Below are 18,761 nucleotides of genomic sequence, written 5' to 3'. Positions count from 1 at the left end.
TAGTCTTCGCATGCTCATGCCACGCGTAGGTAAACGAAGGTCGGCGCCGGCCAGAAAACGCATTCAACGTGCCGCGGTCGCTGCCTCGGCGGCCGTGCTGCTGTTCGGCCCGACCGCGGTCTCCACCGCTGCCCCCGACCCGGGTATCGGCCTGCCGGCCGACCTGGTGGCCGCACTGAACCGGGATCTGCACATCTCCCCCGAGCAGTACCTGCAGCGCGCCGATACCGCCCAGCAGGTGGCCGCGTTCGCCACCACCGCGCAGCGCCAGTACCCACAGGTGTTCGGCGGCGCCTGGCTCGACGAGCAGGGACGCGGCGTGGTCGCACTGGCGAACGGCCCCGGCGCCGACGAGGCCCGCGGTGCGGCGGAATCGACCGGATTCGTCGTCCGCAATGTCGCAAAGAGCGAATCGGCGCTGCGCGGCGAGAAGAGCGCCTTCGAACGCTGGCTCGACGGTCAGCCCGAAGCGGTGGCTTCCCTGGTGCGCGGTGTCGTGATCGATACCGTGAACAACAGCATCGCGGTGCGGGTCGACAAGGTCGGCCTGCCGATGCCGAACTTCATCGATCCGGCCCGCGTCATCGTCATGGCCCCGCCGATCGCGGCGGAAACACTGCCGCAGGCGGCCGCGATCGCCGAGTCCGGCGCGACTCCGGTCGGCGGCGGTGACGGTTTCGCCGCGATCGCCGGCGACAGCTCGCTGCGCTGCTCCTTCGGCTTCAACGGGATCGGCCCGGCGGGTAACACAGTCAATATCACCGCCGGACACTGCAACCCGAACCTGGACGACCCCGGTGCCGCCGCCGTGCACGAATCCCTCGGCGGTAACAAGGTGGGCCCGAAGATCGCCACCTATCAGAAGTCGGTACTCGGTTCCCAGGACTACTCGATCATGGGTATCGAGGACGGGGCCGCGGGTCGCTTCCAGAACAATCAGGTGAAGGTGCCCGGCGCGGCCCCCATCGCGGTCGACGGTGTGGCCACCCCGGTAGTCGGCGCCCCGGTCTGCAAATCGGGTTCCCGGACCGGATTCAGCTGCGGTGTGGTGAACGCCGTGGACCAGACCGTCCAGGTCGGTGACCGGCAGCTCACCCAGAGCTTCTCTGCCAATATCTGCGCCCTCCCCGGCGACAGCGGCGGACCGATCGTGACCGGACGCCAGGCCCTGGGTATCTCCAGTGCCTCTTCGGTCGCCGATTATCCGATCTGCGAGATCCCCAACATCCTGGGCGTGCTCACGGGTAATGCTCCCCAGCTGTTCGCGCAGCCGGTGAGCGTGGTGCTCTCCGACAACCCGGGACTGCGCATCCGCACGAGCTAGTGGTCCGTCCCGCCGCCGCTCCGATCGGACGCGGCCAGCGGGACATCGGCGCCGCGCCTCGCGCGCGACTCGCATAGAGCAACGAAAGGGCCGGCAGCATTACACGCTGCCGGCCCTTTCGTCTGTTCCGAACTCTTCTCTCTGCCACGTCAGCCGACGGACCCCGGCGATACATACCAGCGCTGTCGCCGATACGGACGCCTCCGTTCTTGCCTGCCGTCGTGCGACCGCAGGATTCAGCGCATCAGCGCGCCAAGCCCCGCAATGCTGCCCGGTTCGCGGCTGAAAGCAACGCCGCGAAGGAGCCTTTCCATACGACGAGGCCCCGCCTCCCGGGGAGAAGGCGGGGCCTTGTTGCCGCTGTACGAGAGCCGCTGGAGGCTTACTTCGGCGGTTCTGCCGGAGCTTCCACCGGGGCTTCGGCCGAGGCCGGAGCCGGGCCCTGCCCATCGTTGGCCCATTTGGTGCTGCCGGCGGGCGCCTGGATCGTGTTGATCAGCTCGATACCCGCGGCGACCAGTGTCGGACCACCGACAGCGATGGTCCCGAGGATCCCGCCTACGCCGGCGCCGGTCAACAAACCGGGAACGCAGCCCGCCACGATCGTCACCACGCAGCCGATAACGGCACCGACGGCGGTGCCGACGAAACCACCGATCGCAGTGGCGATACCGAAATTGCTCGCGAATTCATTCTGAGCCTGCTGGTTCTCCGTCAGAGAGGCAATCGGCTTCACCACGACGGGCTGGCTGGTGTCCAGGCCGGCGGGCTTCTCCGGAGTGATCTCCAGAACAGCGCCATCCTTTTTGACCTCGGACTTCACCGGAATCTCGGTTCCAGCAATGTTGAACGCGAGCGGCCAGGAGACAACCGGGTTGCCGGCTTTGTCCTTGATCTCGACGAACTTCTCGACGTCACCCTTGCCATCGTCCGCGATGGGGTCTCCAGCCGCCCCCGCGACCGGTTCTTCCCGTGGAGCGCTCGGCTCCTGCTCGGAGATCTCCTTCTCGACGATTGCGAAGGTTCCGCCGTTGACGGTCGCGACCACGGTCTTTTCCAGCAATTGAACGGCGTAGTTGACGGTTTCCTTCGGCGCGGGCGCCGGTTCCGCGTGAGCCGTGCCGAAGCCCAGGGCGAGTGAACCGCTGACGAGTGCTGCGACCGCGGCGGATCTCGGGAGTGTCATCCATTTCCAATCGGGTATCCAGCGTTACGTCTCGACGCGAGGGGGTCGATGTGATCGGACCCTGAATCCTCCCCGAGCGTTATGAGATTTCACGCATTCTGATAGATCGGGCTGAGCGTAGTCGAATGCACTGCCAAAAGGCGAGATTCGTTTCCCAGGCGTAAGAATAGGACGGGTAAGCCTGGCCTTAGCAGGGGCCGGCGACCGGGGCCCTTTACGGTGTTAATCAGCCCTTATGGGTTATGGACAGCCAACTCAATAACGTGATATTGATCACGCCGCGATCCACGCGGATAAGCCCAGGCAGACGCGCTGCGGGCTGCCGCAGATCGTACAGTGGACACCACTAGTTACTGGTGGGTAACTTACTGGCGGTTACGATACGAGCCGGACGGGGTACTGCTCAGTTCCTCGTACCTCGTGTTGCCTCGAAAGAAAGGTCGCGACATGAATGCCCTGACAGTGACGCTGGGCACCTTGGGAGCGGCGCTCAGCCTGCTGTGTTGGGCGTCGTTCTTCGGCGGCGTCCGCAAAATCGTGCGCGCGATCATGGTCGGCCAGCCCGCACCCGACCGCTGGCTGCCGTTCTTCCCCCGGTTCAAGCAGATGCTGGTGGAGTTCCTGGCGCATACGCGGATGAACAAGTTCCGCACCGTCGGCTGGGCGCACTGGCTGGTGATGATCGGCTTCCTGGGCGGCTTCATCCTGTTCTTCGAGGCATACGGCCAGACCTTCGATCCGGAGTTCCACTGGCCGATCATCGGTGATCTCGCCGTGTACCACCTGTGGGACGAGATCCTCGGCATCGGCACGGTCATCGGCATCGTCACGCTGATCGTGATCCGCCAACTCAACCACCCCCGAGTACCGGATCGTCTGTCCCGCTTCAGCGGATCCGCGTTCGCCCCGGCCTACGTGATCGAGAGCATCGTGCTCGTCGAGGGCCTCGGCATGGTTTTCGTGAAAGCGGGCAAGATCGCGACCTATGGCCACGCGAACGCGGCCACCGACTTCTTCACCATGCAGATCGCGAAGCTGCTGCCCGCGAGCCCCACCATGGTTTCGGTCTTCGCGCTCATCAAGCTGCTGTCCGGCAGCCTGTTCCTGTACCTGGTCGGCCGCAACCTCAACTGGGGTGTCGCCTGGCACCGGTTCTCGGCCTTCTTCAACATCTACTTCAAACGCGAGGACGACGGCGGGGTCGCGCTCGGCGCCGCCAAGCCGATGATGTCCCAGGGCCGCGCCCTGGATATGGAGAATGTCGACCCCGATACCGATACCCTCGGCGCCGGCCGGATCGAAGACTTCTCCTGGAAGGGCTGGCTCGACTTCACCACCTGCACCGAATGCGGCCGCTGCCAGTCGCAATGCCCTGCCTGGAACACCGGTAAGCCGCTGTCGCCGAAGCTTCTGATCATGTCGCTGCGCGACCACGGATACGCCAAGGCCCCGTACCTGCTGGCCGGTGGCCGCACCGATATGGGCGGCGACGAAGTCGGCCTGGTGGACGCCGAGGGCAACGCGGACGAGAAGAAGCTCGCCGAAATTCCCGAAGCCGCCCGTGACGAAGCCACCCGGCCGCTGGTCGGCGAGGCGGAAGCCCGCGGCATCATCGATCCCGAAGTGCTGTGGTCGTGCACCACCTGCGGCGCCTGCGTCGAGCAGTGCCCGGTCGATATCGAGCATGTCGATCACATCATCGATATGCGCCGCTACCAGGTGCTGATCGAATCGGACTTCCCGTCCGAACTCGCGGGCCTGTTCAAGAACCTGGAGAACAAGGGCAATCCCTGGGGCCAGAACGCCAAGGACCGACTCAACTGGATCAACGAGCTGGACTTCGATATCCCGGTCTTCGGCCAGGACGCCGACAGCTTCGACGGATACGAGTACCTGTTCTGGGTCGGCTGCGCCGGCGCCTACGAGGATCGCGCCAAGAAGACCACCAAGGCCGTCGCCGAACTGCTGGCGACCGCCGGGGTGAAATTCATGGTGCTCGGCCAGGAGGAGACCTGCACCGGCGATTCCGCCCGGCGCGCGGGTAACGAATTCCTCTTCCAGCAGCTGGCGATGCAGAACATCGAAGTGCTGAACTCGGTATTCGAGGGTGTCGAGCAGAAAAAGAAGAAGATCGTCGTCACCTGCGCGCACTGCTTCAACGCGCTCAACAACGAGTACCCGCAGGTGGGTGGCACCTACGAGGTCGTCCACCACACCCAGCTGCTGAACCGGCTGGTGCGCGGTAAACAGCTCGTCCCAGTGGCTCCGGTAGCGCAGAACGTGACCTATCACGACCCCTGCTACCTCGGACGCCACAACAAGGTCTACAACGCACCGCGTGAGCTGATGGCCGCTTCCGGGTCGAACCTGGTGGAAATGCCCCGCCACGGGGAACGTTCCATGTGCTGCGGCGCCGGCGGCGCCCGCATGTGGATGGAAGAGCAGCTGGGCAAGCGGATCAATGTCGACCGCGTGGACGAGGCGCTGAGCACCTCACCGGCCAAGATCGCTACCGGCTGCCCCTTCTGCCGGGTCATGCTCACCGACGGTGTGACCGCCCGCCAGGAGTCCGGCCAGGGCGAGGGCGTGGAGGTCGTGGACGTCGCGCAGCTGATGCTGGAGTCGATCGAGCGGGTGGATCCGGCGAAGCTGACCGAGTCCCTCACCGTCGTCCAGGAGCCGAAGGCCGAGCCGGAACCCGAACCCGAGCTGGAACCCGTTGCCGCCGAAGCCGAAGCCGAAGCCGCACCGACAGCCGAGAAGACAGCCCCGAAGGGCGGCGGCCTCGCCATGAAGGGCCCGGCCAAGGCACCCGGCAAGGGCCTCGGCATGAAGGGCGCCGCGAAGGCCCCGGGAGCCAAGGCAGCGGCTCCCGCAGTCGATACCGAGGACAAGCCGGCACCGGCCGCGAAGGGCCTCGGCATGAAGGGCGCCGCGAAGGCACCCGGCGGCAAGGGTCTGGCCATGAAAGGCGCGGCCAAGGCACCCGGCGCCGAGAAACCCGCTTCGGCCGCAGAACCGGCAGCCGAGGCAGCCGGGGAACCCACCGCGAGTTCGGCTCCGACCGAGAGCAAGCCCACGGTCGCGGCCAAGGGTCTGGCGATGAAATCCGGATTCAAACGGCCCGGCGCCAAGGCTCCGGGTGCGAAGGCCCCGGCCGCCGCGGCGAAGGCCGATGCCCCAGCGGAATCGGCGGCTCCCACCGAACCGGAGGCGGTGGAAACCGAACGGACCACCGCGACGGCACCCGCCGAGAGCAAACCGTCGAAACCCGCGAAGGGTCTGGCGATGAAATCCGGATTCAAACGTCCGGGAGCGAAAGCTCCGGGCGCCGCGGCCGCGACGCCCACACCGGAACCGGAGTCCACACCGGAACCGGCGGCGGAAGCCGAACCGGCCGAGGTCACCGCCGAATCGACGCCGGAGGTCACGGCCGAGCCCGCGTCCGACGTCACCGCGGAGCAGGTTTCCGAGGGCTCGGACAACGGCAATTCGGGCAACGGGTCCGGTGCGACTCCGCCCCAGGCCAAGCCGGGGGCGCTCGGCTTCAAGTCCGGTGCGAAGGCACCGGGGCGCAAGGGCTGACGGAAAAACCCGGCCGAACAGCGGCAGGGCCCGGCGAATCCTTCGCCGGGCCCTGCTTCGTTTCCATGGTCCTGCACCATCGTCGTCGCGGTGCTGTACCTGGCGGCGCCGATCGCGCTGCGCTGGGCGGGTCTTCCACCCCGGCGCCGCCCCGACCTGCCGGTCAGTGCAACGCGGCGCCGTACACGCGTTCGACCGCCAACTTCATGAGGACCCGGCGGTCGGCGACCATGACAGTCCGGTATTCGTCCCAGTCCGGGTGCTCGCCGGCCGCTTTCCGGTAGTAGTCCACCAGCGCCTCGACCTCCGGCCCGTGCGGATCGGCGCCGGGGCCGGTGAGCGTGACCGTGCCCTCGGCGGTCGCCCAGGCCCAGCCGTCGGCGCGGGTGACCTCCAGCGCGGCCCGCGGATCACGGCGCAGGTTCACGGTTTTGGCACTGCCCGCGGTCATCGAGACATAGATGACCTCGGCCGCGCGATCGTAGTAGGGCGTCACGGGTGACAGCTGCGGCAGACCATCGGATTTGATGGTGGCCAGGACGCCGAGCTGGCTCTCACTCAGCAGGGTGCGCGGATCGAACTGCGTACTCGTCATAACCGGGTCCAAGTCGGCCGGGCAGGACGGTATTCCGGGCGCACCCATCCGGTCCGGAAAATTCGCTGGCGCGAGAACACGGCCACGCCTGCACGCGGCCTACGACGCCTGCGTGGGATCCGGACGCTGGGCGCGCCGCGGCCACCGCCGACTTCCCCACTGCCTGCGCCACCGGCAAGGCGGGCGACGTCTACCTCTGCCACCCGTTCCTGGTCCACGCGGGTCAGCCCAATCGTGGCGTCCACCCCAGGTTCCTCGCCCAGCCGCCGCTGCACCCGGCACAACCACTGTGTATCAGCGGTCCCGGCCCGTTCTCGGCGATCGAGACGGCGATCCGTTCCGCGATCGGGTGATCGCGTGCTTCCGTCCGTATTCCATGGACGGAGTTGGAGTACTGACCAACCGGGCCGCGCGGCGATCCCCCTCTTGAAGATCGCCGCGCGGCTCGGTGGCGTGAGCCCCGCGTCCCACTCGGGCACGGTGAGTGGGACGCGGATCCGCTCAGGACTTCGTCGACGCGATATAGCGCGCGAGATGATCGGAGCTGGAACCGAATTCGTATTCGATGGCGGTGAGGCGCTTGAAGTAGTGGCCGATGGCCAATTCCTCGGTCATCCCCATCGCGCCGTGCAGCTGGACCGAATTCTGGCCGATGAACCGGGTGGCCCGGCCGATCGTCACCTTGGCGGCCGATACCGCGCGGGCCCGTTCGGCGGGCTCCGCTTCGACGGCGTAGGCGGCCAGGTACGCGGCGGCGATACTCTGCTCGAGTTCGATCAGCATATCGACCATCCGGTGTTGCAACGCCTGGAAGCTGCTGATCGGGACGCCGAACTGCTGCCGCTGCTCGGTGTATTCGACGGTGTCGTCGAGGACTTTGCGCATGAGGCCGACGGCTTCGGAGGCGACCGCGGCGATCGCCTCGTCGATGGTGGCGTCGATGGCGGCCCAGGCCTGCCCTGCCACGCCCAGCAGTGAGTTCGCGGGAACCCGGAATCCGGCGAAGGTGAGGTCGGCGGCGACGCGGTCGTCGATGGTGCGGTACCGGTGCACCTCGACTCCGGCGGGCGGGGCGGCCGGATCGAATTCCACCAGGAACAGCGAGATCCCGTCCTGATCGCGGCGCTCACCGGCGGTGCGCGCGGAGACGATCAGATGTGTCGCGACCGGTACACCGGTCACCACGATCTTGGTGCCGTCGATCACCCAGTCGTCGTCGCGGCGGGCGGTCGTGGCAACATCGTGGCGCACTTCCCCGGACTGCGGTTCGAGCGCGGCGAAGGCCGGCCGGACGAGACCGTCCGCGATCCCCCTCAACAGTTCCCCGGCCCGCTCACCGCCCGAACGGCGTAGCAGGCCGCCGCCGATCACCACGGCGTCGACATAGGGTTCCACGACCAGGGCGCGGCCCAGTTCCTCGGCGATGATCATGCCCTCGATCGGGCCGCCACCCGAACCACCGGACTCCTCCGGCAGGGTCACACCCAGCACATCCAGTTCGGCCAGCCCGCGCCAGATCTCGGGCTGCCAGCCGAGACCGGATTTGACCGCGGCCCGGCTCTTCGCCAAGTCGTATCGGGCGGCGAGAAAACCGGAGACCGCATCGCGCAGCATCTGCTGTTCGTCGGTGAAGGTGAAGTCCATCAGAGCCCCAATGCTGCCTTGGCGAGGATATTTCGCTGGATTTCGTTACTGCCCGCATAGATCGAACCGGCGCGATCGTTGAAGTAGCGCAGCGGTGCGACGGCCTGCCAGTCGGCTCCGCTGAGGTAGCCGTCGGCGGGCGGGGTGTATTCGGCGATCGGGCCGCCGGGCGCGGTGGCGTGCGGCTGATAGACCCGGCCGCGCGGCCCGGCCGCGGTGAGCGCGAGTTCGGTGAGTTGCTGGCTGAGCTCGGTGGACAGGATCTTCAGCATGGACGAAGAGGTGCCCAGATCCTTGCCCTGGGCCATAGCGGCCAGGGTCCGGAACTCCAGCACTTCCAGTACCTCGGTGCGGATCCGGGCGTCGGCCAGCTGCGCCGCGAAATGCGGGTCCTCGCTGAGCGGGTTGCCGTCACGGCCGGGCTGATCGGCCGCCACGGTGGCGATGTTCTGGGCGATCGCCTGCAGTGCGGGGGCCATGGCGCCACCGCCGCGCTCGTGGACCAGCAGATATTTCGCGACGGTCCAGCCGTCGTCGATCTGCCCGAGCACATTGCTCTTGGGAACCCGCACATTGTCGAAGAAGATCTGGTTCTGGACCTGTTCGCCCGAACTCATCACCAATGGCCGGATCTCGATACCGGGCGCCGTCATATCCATCAGCAGGAACGTGATGCCCTGCTGCTTCCGGCCCTCGCGAGAAGTGCGGACCAGCATGAAGATCCAGTTGGCCTCGGTGGCGTGGGTGGTCCAGATCTTGCTGCCGGAGCAGACGAAATCATCACCGTCGGAGACCGCGGACATATTCAGCGCGGCCAGGTCGGAACCCGCTTCGGGCTCGGAGTACCCCTGGCAGAAGAAGACCTCGCCGGTGAGGATCCGGGGCAGGAAGTAGTTCTTCTGCTCGTCGGTGCCGAAGGCGACCAGCGCCGGTGCGACCATCCGGATCCCCATCGGCGACAGCGCCGGGGCGCCGGCCAGGGTGAGTTCCCGGCTGAAGATGTAGTGCTGGGTGAGCGACCAGTCGCAGCCGCCGTACTCGACCGGCCAGTGCGGCGCCGCCCAGCCCCGTTCGTGCAGGACGCGCTGCCATTCCAGGCCGGCTTCGTGATCGGAGTAGACACTGGTCATCAGCCGGCCCGCGGTGCTCACTTCGGGCGTCAGCTTCTCGGCCAGGAACGCTCGTACCTCGTCTCGGAAGGCCCGATCGGCCTCCGACCAGTCGTAATCCATACACGCTCCCGAAGGCTTCATGCGTCGTAGCAGCAGGTCCGGCGACTACCGGTGCTAGTGCGAATGTAGCCAGGTCGCCGCCGTCCGGTCAAACTGAAGGCGCATGCCATCAAAACTGGCCGGCCCATCTGTTCCACTCCCCGGAAGGTCAGCAGCCACACCCCGGGGCGCCCCGCTTCCGGCGCGACGAACCGACCGAGCCCGTGCAGCCGGAGGCGGCGCAATCAAACACATTCCTCGAAAATCGCCTTCGCGTACCCCGCGGATTGATAGACATAGTCGTAGGCCCAGCGTGGAACCGATAACCGGGGCCCGGCGTCGACGAACAACATCTGTCCGTCCCAGCACTTCCCCAGAACGAACCGGGCCCGCGAGATGTGGGGAGTGAAGGTGACCACGATGACCCGCTCCCAGCCGTGCTGCCGCGCCTGCTCGGCGAGGTAGCGGCCTTCGCCGCGGGTGGTGCGCGGCGAAGGGTCGAAGCACACCACCTCGAAGCTGTACCCACCGTGGCAGATCCGGTTCACCAGCGGACTGTCCTCGTAGGGGTCGGAGATCAGCACCCGCGGTGCGTACCCCGAGCGGGCCAGGCGCAATCCCAGCTCTTCGCGTCCGTCGTGGGCACCGCCGAGCACCAGGATGGCGTCGGCCGGTGCGGGCTCTTCACGTTGCGGACTCACATACACCGGCCACAGGCCGAGCACCAGCGCGACGACAGAGACCACCCCCGCGGCGAGGACTAATCGGCGGCGCACTGGCGCGATCCTATCGGGCACCATCCCTCCACAGACATTCACAGGCCGCGTATGCCCGAGCCGAGGCAGAGCGCTCGGGCAGCGACCCGGCGGCGACCGTCGTCGGGTGTACATCTTCTGTTGCCCGGCACCTCGCCTCGGTTTTCTGGTGTGTGCACCGGCGAGGATTACCACTGGATCATGCGATGCACAGTCTTCGGAACCGGGTACCTGGGGGCCACGCACGCAGCGTGTATGGCCGAACTCGGACACGATGTGGTCGGTGTCGATATCGACCCGGGTAAGGTCGCCAAACTCTCCGACGGGGTGACTCCCTTCTACGAGCCGGGCCTCGAGGCGGTGCTGCGCCGCAATCTCGATGCGAGCCGGCTCAGGTTCACCACCTCCTACGCCGAGGCGGCAGAGCACGCCGACGTCCATTTCCTCGGGGTCGGCACCCCGCAGAAGAAGGGCGAGTACGCCGCCGACCTGAAATACGTGCACGCGGTCGTGGATACGCTCGCTCCGCTCATCACCCGCCCCGCGGTGATCGTCGGCAAATCCACCGTCCCGGTGGGCACCGCCGCCGAACTCGGCCGTCGCGCCCGCGCCCTGTCCCCGGTGGACGTCGAGGTGGCGTGGAATCCCGAATTCCTGCGCGAGGGTTTCGCGGTCAAGGACACCCTGCGGCCGGATCGGCTGGTACTCGGCGTGGATCTGGAGCGGGAACGGTCGGCGTGGGTGCGCGAGCTCGTCGAAGAGCTCTACGCTGAGCTGCTCGCCGCCGAGGTCCCCTTCCTGCTCACCGACCTGGCCACTGCCGAGCTGGTCAAAGTATCGGCCAACGCGTTCCTGGCCACCAAGATCTCCTTTATCAATGCGGTCTCCGAGGTCTGCGAGGCCACCGGCGCCGATGTCACGGTGCTGGCCGACGCGCTCGGCTACGACGCCCGGATCGGCCGCCGCTTCCTCAATGCCGGAGTCGGTTTCGGTGGCGGCTGCCTGCCCAAGGACATCCGGGCATTCATGGCGCGGGCCGGGGAACTAGGTGCCGACCACGCGCTGGCTTTTCTGCGGGAGGTCGACAACATCAATATGCGTCGCCGCACCAAGATGGTGGATATGGCGGCCCGTGCCTGTGGTGGTTCCCTGTTGGGCGCGAATGTGGCGGTGCTCGGGGCGGCCTTCAAACCCGAATCCGACGATGTGCGTGATTCTCCCGCGTTGAACGTGGCCGGCATGATCCAGCTGCACGGCGCGGTCGTCACCGTCTACGACCCGAAAGCCCTGGAGAACTCTCGTCGAGTATTCCCCACGCTGAATTACGCCACCTCGGTGGTGGAGGCCTGCGAACGTGCCGATGTGGTGCTGGTACTCACCGAATGGAACGAATTCGTGGAGCTGCGGCCGCGAGATCTGGACAGTGTGGTGCGGGCTCGCTCCATCATCGACGGCCGCAATTGTCTCGATCGGGCCGCCTGGCGCTCGGCCGGATGGGTGTACGCGGGGCTGGGCACCCCGTAGAGTCGTGGAGCCGGTCGGCTCACGGCAGCGATTGCTGCCTCCCGCGGCGACGGGGCCGGGCGGTACTGTCGACAAGAGTGGTTCGGGGGATGAGCCGTCACCATCGACCGGGCGACGCTCGCAGATCGTGAAGCGGGAAGTACGGATGGGCTGCCGATGAGTTCAGCACTGGGAGTGTCGGTGGGGACCGGCGCGATCCGCTTGGCGCGTCCACCTGCGGGCGCGGCGACGCCCGACCCGCAAACATTCGAGTTGCGGACCTTCATCGTCCCGTCCGAGACACCGAGCGCCGAGCGAGCCGCTCTCTCGGTCGCCGCCGCCTTGAACTCCGACCCCGAAATTGTCCGGACCGTCCTGGCCTGCCGAGACGAGTTCCAGGCCGAGGCCATGCAGGTGGCGATGGCCGAGCACGGTTTCGACGATTACGACATAGTGGCCGATATCGAGGCCACACTCGAATTCGCCACCGCCTCCGGCGCCTTGGCCGGAATCACCACCCTCGGCGTCTACGACCTGGGTGCTTCCGGCCTGTCGGTCACCATCGTGGATGTCGGTTCCGGGCAGGTCGTGCACACCGAACGCACCGGCGATATCAGCGGTGAATATTTCGACTCGCTCATCCGGGAGCAGCAGATAAACTCCGGCCGGATCGCCCATCCGCCCGACCCGGCGGGTCTGGCCCGGCTGGACGCGTTGTGCCGTTCTGCCAAGGAAAAGCTCTCGGCGACTTCGGCCGTCGCGTTACCCAGCGATTACGGGCCGGTGCTGCTCACCCAAGAGAATTTCACCGCGCTGGTCACTTGGGCCGTCGAGGCGTCGGTCCGCTCCACCCGCGAGGCCATCGGCCGTTCCGGCCGGGAAGTGCAAGCAGTGCTCGCGGTGGGCGGTGGCGTACGGATCCCGCTGGTCAGCCGCACGCTGCGGGATATTCTGGAGGTGCCGGTCCTGGTTCCTCCGGAACCCGAGGCGGCGACGGCCCGTGGGGCCGCTCTGCTGGCGCAGCGGGCGCCGGAGCCGCGCCCGGCGATCGGACCGGCACGTGCGAACGAATCCGCGCCTCCGGCCACGGCGACTCCGGGCGACACCCCGCCGAACGAGAGCCGGTTCGGCGTATTCGCTGCCGAGAACCACACGCCGACACCGGACGACACAGCGTCGAAAGCCGGTGTCCCCGGCCCGGCGATTTCCCCGCGCAGCCCGATGCCGCAACCGGGCATCTTCGGCCCGCCCGCCGGTACCGCCGTCGGCCTTCCGGCAGCCTCCGTTCTGCGGACCGGTGCGGCCGCCGCTACCGCGCCGACTGTCCAGGTCACCACTTCGATCGGTACCGACAAGTACCCGAGTGGTGCCACACCGGACCCGGTATCGCGCCCGGCTCCTGCGGCAGTACCGGAACTCTCACCCGAGGAGGATCCGCCGACCATCGCGCTGCGGATCCCGCAGAAGCTGCTGCCCCGGCGGTCGTTCGGCGAGCCCCCGCATCGCCGGCATCGTGAACTCGGTGCCGCGGCGGTCGCGGTGAGTGCCCTGGCGGTGGTGGCCGCGATCGGTATCGGGCTCGGCTACGGCCAGCACATGTTCCGCCAGGAATCGACCACCGTCGAAGGTACGACCTCGCCGCCGCCGACGTCGGCGGCCACCCCCTCAGCTCGTCCCGGAATGGCGGGCGCCTCGCTGACGCCCGCGTCGGAGCACGAATCGCTGGCGGAGCCGCCTCCGGTGGCCGCACCTCAGGAGACCGAGGCACCGACGACCACCAACGGCCCGAACACCTTCCAGGTCCCGGGGCTGCCACCGATCGTCGTCCCGACTATTCCCCCGTTGTTTCCGCCACCGCCCAACCGCTGAACGGACCGACCCGCCCGGGCAGGCCGGCGAACCGGAATCAGCTCTCGCCGTACCCCGGTCCGGGCCGGCGCGGCCGCCGGGCCGGGCGCTGCTCCCCGCTCCAGGGTCGCTGGTTGTCCGGACGCGGCGGTCCGGCCTGCTGGTCCCCGGTCTCCGGGGGCGCGGGGTATCGCCGCGCGGACCGCGGTGGCCCGTACTGCCCACCCCGCGTGGCCGGCGTCTCATCGGTGCGCGGGCTTTGGCGCTGATCACCGGGCCCGGTGCGCGGCACTCGCGGTTGTTCCCCGGTCGTGGGCCACGGCCGATAACCACGACCGTCGGATCGGTTACGCGCACCGGCACCTTCGGAACCCGCGCCCGCGCGTGGGATCTTGCGGTGCGTACCCGTATCCGCGCGGCGGCCCGCAGTGGACCGCCGCGGAGACCCGGCCGGACCGCGGGCCGGCTTGTTGCCGAACGGCCGGGCGAGCATGACCGCGATACCGGTGGTCAGTGGAACCGACAGCGCCAGGCAGATACCGCCGACCGCGGACCGCGTGATCTCGATGGCCACTGCGTCACCCACCAGCACATCGCGGATCGGGCGGCCCGCCACACTGAACAACAGCAGCAGCGGTAGCGCGCCACCGGCATAGGCGAGTACCAGGGTGTAGACGGTGCTGGCGATATGGTCACGCCCCACCCGCATGGCGGCCGTGAACACCTCACGCCGCGTGGCCTTCTTGTCGAGTTCCGCGAGTTCGAACGCTGCCGAAGCCTGAGTGATGGTCACATCGTTGAGCACACCGAGCGAGCCGATGATGAAACCGGCCAGCAGCAGACCGGTGATGCTGACGTGCTCGATATAGGTCGCGACATTGGTGTTCTGTTCCTCGGACAAACCGGTGAGGGATGTCGCCTCGATGGTCAGCCAGGACAGCACGGCCGCGACCACCATGGAGGTGAGGGTGCCCAGCAGCGCGGAACTGGTGCGCAGATTCACCCCGTGTGCCAGATAGAGGACCGCGTACAGGATCAACGAGCCTGCGACGAGTGCGACCGGTATGGCGGGTTTTCCGTCCAACAGTGCGGGGAGCAGGAAGACGACCAGCACCGCGAACGCGAAGACCAGTCCGAGCAATGCGCGGGCCCCGCGCCAGCGCGCGACGACGATGATCACCACGACGAAGGCCAGCACGATCAGGGCCAGCGGGAGCCCGCGCGCATAGTCGTCGAACGAATACAGTGGTGTCCCGTCCGGCCCGGCCTGGCGCACGATCCGTAGATCGTCACCGGCCGCGAGATCGGGTTGTCCAGGGCCCGGCGCGATCTCCAGGAGCGTGTGCTTACCCTCGTGCGGACCGGATTCGATGACGATCAGACTGCGCTGGCAGTCGTAGACCTGCATCGCGGGCGGTCGAGGTTCGCCTTCGAAAACCCGGCCGATGGACGAACTACCACACGCACCGAGGTCTTGCCGGATAACCTTGCCGGCTTCGGTCACCACCGCGGACCCGTCGGCGTTCTGCATGGGGAGCGGGATCTCGACCTGCTGCCGGTCGGGCCACAGGGCGATTGTCGAGATGACGACCACGATTCCGATGGCGACCAGCAGACCGATCACGACGCGTGCCGCGGTCGCGCCGATGGCGATCGGCCGGGAGTGGTCGTGATGGTGATGGTGGTCGCTCACCCCGGTCAGCCTAGAGGATTCACCGACGGCCGATGAACGGCAGATAGGGGCTTACGCTGCGATTACGCTGAATTGCTCCGAGGATCTCGGGAAGGGGCGGCGGAGAGCAGGGGGATGTCTCCGCCGCCCGCGGGCAGGCGGCCCAGGGGGGTAGGCGGCCTAACCCGAGGACCAGGTTGCCCAGGGGGGGTAGACAACCTGGCCGGGCACTTTGAGTGCCGAGGACCACTGTACACACAGGATCCTCTTTTGTGCCAGAGGGTTCGGAAAATTGGGCTTAATCCGGACGAAGGGTCTGTTTTGACCCGAAGTTACCCGCCTCGCTACTGTCGATAACCCGCGAGGAAATTGCCGAAACGTTCTATGGCAACGGCAAGATCGCGCGCCCAGGGCAGGGTCACGATGCGCAGATGATCGTGGTTCGGCCAGTTGAAACCGGTGCCCTGCACCATCAAGATCTTCTCTTGCAGCAGCAGGTCCTGAACCAGCTTCTCGTCGTCGCGGATCTCGTGGACTTCGGGATCCAGCCTAGGGAACGCATAAAGTGCGCCTTTGGGTTTCACGCACGACACGCCGGGAATCGCATTCAACCGCTCCCAGGCCACATCCCGCTGCTCCAGCAGCCGCCCACCGGGCAGGATCAGATCCTCGACGCTCTGATAACCGCCGAGCGCCACCTGAATAGCGTGCTGCGCGGGAACATTCGGGCACAACCGCGACGATGCGAGCAGATCCACCCCCTCCAGGAACCCGGCAGCGTGCTCTTTCGGGCCGGTGATGGCCAGCCAGCCGGACCGATATCCGGCCACCCGGTAGGCCTTCGACAAACCGTTGAAGGTGAGGCACAGCAGATCGGGCGCCAGCGTCGCGAGGGAAATATGTTTGGCGTCGTCGTAGAGGATCTTGTCGTAGATCTCGTCGGCCAGCAGCAGCAGTTGGTGTTTGCGGGCCAGGTCCACCAGCTGCTGGAGCACCTCGGCCGAATACACGGCGCCGGTCGGATTGTTGGGGTTGATCACCAACAGCGCCTTCGTTCGATCGGTGATCTTCGATTCGATATCGGCGATATCGGGTTGCCAGCCGATGGCCTCGTCGCACAGGTAGTGCACCGGAGTGCCACCGGCGAGGCTGGTCATCGCGGTCCACAGCGGATAGTCGGGGGCCGGGATCAGCACCTCGTCCCCGTTGTCCAGCAGCGCCTGCATGGTGATGGTGATCAGTTCGGATACCCCGTTACCGAGGTAGACGTCGTCGACGTCGAGCTCCGGAAAACCGGGTACCAGCTCGTAGCGGGTGACGATGGCACGGCGCGCGGGCAGGATCCCCTTGGACTCGGAATAGCCCTGCGCGGTCGGCAGGGCGGCGATCATATCCCGCATGATCACATCGGGCGCCTCGAAACCGAACGGCGCGGGATTACCGATATTGAGCTTCAGGATCCGGTGTCCCTCGGATTCGAGCCGTGTCGCGTGTGCGTGTACCGGTCCACGGATCTCGTAGACGACATTCTGCAGCTTCTTCGACTGCTCCAGAATCCGGGGCGCGGGGTGCGAATGGCCAGTACTCACCCGATCCATGGTGCCACCAGGGACAAGTTGATATCCGGGCCGCCCCGGCCCGGTGCAGTACCGTTACCACTGAAGGGGAGGCAGCGGAGAGCTGGGCGGGGCAGTCACCGGGGAGCCGCGAGGTTTTCGCCGCGAGGCCGATGCCGGTGAGCTGCTGCGGGCCGCGACCGCTCCCGGATCCGCAGAACGATTACGGTGCCATCGGCCCAGTGACCGGCATGCCCGCTCCCGGTGGGGTCGCCACCGGGAAGTAGTGGATTATCCGGTCCCCGGCGGCAGACTGCGGGTAGCGGTCGATCCGCAGAATTCCTCGATCCGCTCGTCCAGCGCCCGGGCTTCGGCCACCCCGTGGAAGGCCGGGGCACAGATCCGGCGGCGCAGACCGGTGAGCCGCTCCTCCAATTGGGCGATCCGCTTGTCCTCGGCGAGCGCGAGGACCGGCTGCAGCGCCGCGGCGGCGCCGTCGAGGCTGCCGTTGATCAGATGTGCCGCGGCCGAATCGACCCGCGCCAGGGATTCGGCCCCGTAGGACCGCTGCCGTGCAGGGCCGGTGCGGTAGAGCTCGATCGTACGTTCGGTCGCAACCAGCGCGGGTTCGGCCATACCGAGGTGGATATAGGTCGCGCCCGCGTAATAGGAGGCCTTGGCGTCGGAGAAGCCGAATACACCGCCCACCTCGTCGTGCAGGCTGTCGGCGCCACCCGCGGAACCGGCGTCGGCCGCACGCCCGATACACCGTTCGGTATCGGCAGTACTGCCGATCTTCGACCAGATACGGGCCTCGATATTGTGCAGGCGCACTGCGGCGGTGGCCGAATCCGCGTATTGCTGGCCGTTCTGTGCCAACTGCAGCGCCCGGTGGGGGCGTCCGGACCAGTATTCGATGAGGGCGTGCATACCGCGCGCCCAGGCACGTAACCCGTTGTGGCCGCTTATTTCCGCATATGCCCAGGCGGCCCGGATCTGTTCCCCGGCGGCATCGAGATAGCCGAGATCGGTACTCGCGTTGGCGAGCAATCCCGACAAAGAACCCGCCAGCAGGTATAGATGGCCGGCGTCCGACGGTCGCTGATGACCCTCCAGCAGCCGGTACACCCGGCGCCGCACCCGCAGCATCTCCACCATCATCGGCATGGGCGGCGTGTGCACGTAATCGTTGGCGATCCGAGTGACATCGGCGTCGAGCTGATCGAGTGTGCTCGGACCGATATTAGTGCCTTCCGCCCGGCCCGCGTGTTCGCTCGCCTCGTGCGCTGCCGCCATGATGAGATCCTTCTCCGAAATCGCCGCCAGGCCCTCCCCGCGGGCCGCACCGGTATCGATGAGGGCCAGGAGTTCGGCGTCATTGGAATATCCGCTGGGCGCGGCGAACCGGCCGGCGTCCACGCGCGGGCCGGGGTCGGGGTCGGTCAACGCCGCGAACCGGACCCGTTCGATATCGTCGGATCTGGCGAGACAGGTGTCGAGGGCAGCCTGATTGACCGGACGCGGATGCACCCGGTCGCCCCCGGCCTCCCATTTGGATACCAGTCGTTCGTGCACACCCAGATGTGCCGCGAACTCCCGGATACTCATCCGCTTGGCCTCGCGAAGCGCCCGAGCCTCCCTTCCAGACCACTGGCCGACCACGTTGTCACCCTTTCCGAACGATTTCCTCTCCTAGGGTACGAGCCGAATGTGACTGCAACCACAGGGAAATTCACCACCACTGCGAATGGCAGCGCAAGGGCAGTGGAACGCGAGCGTGTAGGCGTTCCCGACGCGCCGCCCCGGGCGCGATCCTGGAAAAGACAGGTCGGCGAGACCGGCACAGGCCGTGGCCCGGCATGCCAGGGAAGTTCGGCAGCAG

11 protein-coding genes and 1 pseudogene are annotated in these 18,761 nt (G+C 67.0%); 4 read left to right on the top strand and 8 right to left on the bottom strand.

Annotated elements, in window-relative coordinates; translation table 11 throughout:
• Positions 1–10: 10 nt before the first annotated feature.
• Positions 11–1,324 (top strand): S1 family peptidase, encoded by a 1,314-nt coding sequence (locus OG405_RS26980; protein ID WP_442790619.1) that lies wholly within the window; start codon positions 11–13, stop codon positions 1,322–1,324.
• A 382-nt stretch (positions 1,325–1,706) separates the two neighbouring features.
• Here the strand turns inward: OG405_RS26980 and OG405_RS26975 are convergent, their stop codons facing one another.
• Positions 1,707–2,510: a hypothetical protein gene (locus tag OG405_RS26975; protein WP_327149210.1), complete on the bottom strand. Its 804-nt coding sequence runs from the start codon at positions 2,508–2,510 to the stop codon at positions 1,707–1,709.
• 447 nt (positions 2,511–2,957) lie between these two features.
• Between OG405_RS26975 and OG405_RS26970 the strand changes: the two genes are divergently transcribed.
• Positions 2,958–6,095, top strand: a complete 3,138-nt coding sequence (locus OG405_RS26970; RefSeq protein WP_327149209.1) for a (Fe-S)-binding protein — start codon at positions 2,958–2,960, stop codon at positions 6,093–6,095.
• 163 nt (positions 6,096–6,258) lie between these two features.
• Here OG405_RS26970 and OG405_RS26965 read toward each other — a convergent pair whose 3' ends face one another.
• The 4 genes from OG405_RS26965 to OG405_RS26950 form a co-directional block, all read right to left on the bottom strand.
• A complete protein-coding gene (locus OG405_RS26965; protein ID WP_327149208.1) occupies positions 6,259–6,690 on the bottom strand; it encodes a PPOX class F420-dependent oxidoreductase in 432 nt (143 codons plus the stop codon).
• A gap of 501 nt (positions 6,691–7,191) precedes the next feature.
• On the bottom strand, positions 7,192–8,334 hold the full coding sequence (locus OG405_RS26960; RefSeq protein ID WP_327149207.1) for an acyl-CoA dehydrogenase family protein: 1,143 nt from the start codon (positions 8,332–8,334) through the stop codon (positions 7,192–7,194).
• Entirely contained in the window at positions 8,334–9,566 is a 1,233-nt protein-coding gene (locus OG405_RS26955; RefSeq protein ID WP_327149206.1) for an acyl-CoA dehydrogenase family protein, read from the bottom strand. The genes OG405_RS26960 and OG405_RS26955 overlap by 1 nt, the downstream gene beginning before the upstream one ends.
• Before the next feature lie 224 nt (positions 9,567–9,790).
• Positions 9,791–10,321 (bottom strand): YdcF family protein, encoded by a 531-nt coding sequence (locus OG405_RS26950; protein ID WP_327149205.1) that lies wholly within the window; start codon positions 10,319–10,321, stop codon positions 9,791–9,793.
• A gap of 180 nt (positions 10,322–10,501) precedes the next feature.
• Between OG405_RS26950 and OG405_RS26945 the strand changes: the two genes are divergently transcribed.
• Together OG405_RS26945 and OG405_RS26940 are read left to right on the top strand one after the other, a co-directional pair.
• The gene (locus OG405_RS26945) at positions 10,502–11,824 is read left to right on the top strand and encodes a UDP-glucose dehydrogenase family protein (RefSeq protein ID WP_327149204.1); all 1,323 of its coding nucleotides are present in this window, start codon (positions 10,502–10,504) and stop codon (positions 11,822–11,824) included.
• A gap of 156 nt (positions 11,825–11,980) precedes the next feature.
• Positions 11,981–13,672 carry an Hsp70 family protein gene (locus OG405_RS26940; protein ID WP_327149203.1) on the top strand — a complete coding sequence of 564 codons (1,692 nt, stop codon included), beginning with the start codon at positions 11,981–11,983 and terminating at the stop codon, positions 13,670–13,672.
• Positions 13,673–14,081: 409 nt separating this feature from the next.
• On the opposite strand, the pseudogene OG405_RS26935 reads toward OG405_RS26940, so the two are convergent.
• The 3 genes and pseudogenes from OG405_RS26935 to OG405_RS26925 form a co-directional block, all read right to left on the bottom strand.
• A pseudogene (locus tag OG405_RS26935) lies at positions 14,082–15,344 on the bottom strand (YibE/F family protein); the annotation flags it as partial.
• Between the two features lie 323 nt (positions 15,345–15,667).
• Positions 15,668–16,921 (bottom strand): pyridoxal phosphate-dependent aminotransferase, encoded by a 1,254-nt coding sequence (locus tag OG405_RS26930; RefSeq protein WP_442790618.1) that lies wholly within the window; start codon positions 16,919–16,921, stop codon positions 15,668–15,670.
• A 249-nt stretch (positions 16,922–17,170) separates the two neighbouring features.
• Complete coding sequence (locus OG405_RS26925; protein ID WP_327149201.1) at positions 17,171–18,487, bottom strand: helix-turn-helix domain-containing protein; 1,317 nt, start codon at positions 18,485–18,487, stop codon at positions 17,171–17,173.
• Positions 18,488–18,761 lie beyond the last annotated feature (274 nt).

Origin of the sequence: Nocardia sp. NBC_01329 (assembly GCF_035956715.1) — a bacterium.
Lineage (GTDB): Bacteria > Actinomycetota > Actinomycetes > Mycobacteriales > Mycobacteriaceae > Nocardia.
The sequence above is the reverse complement of the archived record's forward strand: the minus strand, read 5'-3'. Positions and strand labels throughout refer to the sequence as shown.

Excerpts from the sequence above, each read along its gene's own strand:
- OG405_RS26925 (WP_327149201.1), bottom strand. The coding sequence starts at position 18,487 with ATGAGTATCCGGGAGTTCGCGGCACATCTGGGTGTGCACGAACGACTG.
- OG405_RS26930 (WP_442790618.1), bottom strand. The coding sequence starts at position 16,921 with ATGGATCGGGTGAGTACTGGCCATTCGCACCCCGCGCCCCGGATTCTG.
- OG405_RS26975 (WP_327149210.1), bottom strand. The coding sequence starts at position 2,510 with ATGACACTCCCGAGATCCGCCGCGGTCGCAGCACTCGTCAGCGGTTCA.
- OG405_RS26940 (WP_327149203.1), top strand. The coding sequence starts at position 11,981 with ATGAGTTCAGCACTGGGAGTGTCGGTGGGGACCGGCGCGATCCGCTTG.
- OG405_RS26965 (WP_327149208.1), bottom strand. The coding sequence starts at position 6,690 with ATGACGAGTACGCAGTTCGATCCGCGCACCCTGCTGAGTGAGAGCCAG.
- OG405_RS26955 (WP_327149206.1), bottom strand. The coding sequence starts at position 9,566 with ATGGATTACGACTGGTCGGAGGCCGATCGGGCCTTCCGAGACGAGGTA.
- OG405_RS26970 (WP_327149209.1), top strand. The coding sequence starts at position 2,958 with ATGAATGCCCTGACAGTGACGCTGGGCACCTTGGGAGCGGCGCTCAGC.
- OG405_RS26945 (WP_327149204.1), top strand. The coding sequence starts at position 10,502 with ATGCGATGCACAGTCTTCGGAACCGGGTACCTGGGGGCCACGCACGCA.
- OG405_RS26960 (WP_327149207.1), bottom strand. The coding sequence starts at position 8,334 with ATGGACTTCACCTTCACCGACGAACAGCAGATGCTGCGCGATGCGGTC.
- OG405_RS26980 (WP_442790619.1), top strand. The coding sequence starts at position 11 with ATGCTCATGCCACGCGTAGGTAAACGAAGGTCGGCGCCGGCCAGAAAA.